Source organism: Verrucomicrobiia bacterium (assembly GCA_035460805.1).
GTDB lineage: Bacteria > Patescibacteriota > UBA1384 > CAILIB01 > CAILIB01 > DATHWI01.
This window is the reverse complement of the sequence record DATHWI010000126.1, coordinates 1-1,544: the sequence shown is the minus strand read 5'-3', so window position 1 is coordinate 1,544 and position 1,544 is coordinate 1. Positions and strand designations below refer to the sequence as shown.

Annotated in this window: 1 protein-coding gene; it reads left to right on the top strand. The window is 53.8% G+C overall.

The window, feature by feature from the left end:
• Positions 1–438 precede the first annotated feature (438 nt).
• Positions 439–1,275, top strand: coding sequence for a PEP-CTERM sorting domain-containing protein (locus VLA04_05520; protein ID HSI21126.1), 837 nt, complete (start codon positions 439–441; stop codon positions 1,273–1,275).
• Positions 1,276–1,544 lie beyond the last annotated feature (269 nt).

The window sequence follows — 1,544 nt, the reverse complement described above, 5'->3', positions numbered from 1 at the left end:
TCCTATAGTTCAGGTGTGGATGCCGATGACGCTTCCTTTGACCTCCGAACATGCAATGCGCCCACGTCAAAGAGCCTTGCAGGTTCATAGGTGTAAGGGCCTGCGCTCCAATCCACGCTACGCTGTAGCCCCCGGCAGATCCATCATGGCGAAACGATGAACCACGAATCCTGCGATGGGAGGCTGGAGGAGGAGGTCACGCACGGGGGGCCGTAGGAGTGCGCTACGAAGATGGCTGGCTCTTCCAGTCGACCACCATGAGCTTTTCCATCATACCATAAGGTAGCCCTATTTGCACAGTTTGGGCTCACCTACGTGCTGTTCGTCGATCCAATTGTGACAATTGTCCTTATTTCTAGCCGGATTCGTGGCACCATAGTTGAGTTCTATTTCATGGGAGGAATATTAGAGTTGTCATAACGGCTCATCTTCATCTTTATGTACAAAAGCAGTCTGTTCGCGGGAAGTCTCCTTCTCGTACTTCTCCTGGCGGTGTCTTCCTTGCAGGTGCAAGCGCAGGTCACCTATGTTCCCAACTACGCGGCATCGGATTTTACCAGTCTGGCGACGACCCGTACGGCGACCATTCAGTATGATTTGGTCGGTTCCCCTGCTGACAGTCCCTTTGGCAGTTCCTTCACTGTCAGCTTCTCCCTGGGTGCCATACAAACTTCGGGAACGCCACTCAGTTATGCAGATGTGTCCGCAGTAGACTACTCTTTGACGCCGGAGAGTAACAACGGGGCCTATTTGGGAATCGTCATTTCTCCTGGGACGACAGCGCTTCAACTCGCCGATTTGATCAACCGGCCCAGTTACGGACTGAACCTTAATCGCCAGGAAGCAGCGGCGGGACAGTATGATGCCAATTACAATTTCTCTTTCGAAACCAGCGCCGTGCCTACAGATTCTGACTGGGCGCTCACCTCAGGAGGCTTGTCGATCAGACCAGGCGTTGTAAGTGGATTCACATCCACCGGAGGGCCCCCCACTTCTCAGTGGCAGAAATTTTTCCTGGTCGAGGGAACTGTCAACCCACTGGATGTTTACCAATCACGGAATCTTGGCACGGACCTGTCCGCGGAAATGTTCTTTGTCTACACCGGCACTACTTCCGCTGCGCTCAGTGGATTGCGCAACGACGGGGGGTTCAACTACAATGTGGGATTTCAGGCGCTGACTTTCGCGCCAGTGCCTGAACCCAGCGGGGTTTTGCTGGTGGGTATTGCAGGGGTGCTGCTGATCGTTCGAAGAAAGAGATTTGGTAGAGTGTAGGATGAAGGCACGGGGAAAGTGATTAGGCATGTTTGAAAGGTGATCTTCATTTCCCTTTTTCTGTGGTCCGGCAGAGGAGTGTCAGGGCATTAGCCTGACTGCGCGTCACCCACGTCTTCCAATGCCAGTCCTGCAATGCGCCTACGCGTCAGGCTAATGATCAGTCACGCTTTGCAGGTATGGTCTGTTAATCATCTGTTGCTGCATTGACGCCAACGGCGTCTGAGAAAAGAGCCTAGGGTCAGGCGAGGCACGAGCCGCCACCCCGG

What these genes read in the sequence shown, in the direction of transcription:
- VLA04_05520 (HSI21126.1), top strand. Translation starts at nt 439, where the DNA reads ATGTACAAAAGCAGTCTGTTCGCGGGAAGTCTCCTTCTCGTACTTCTC.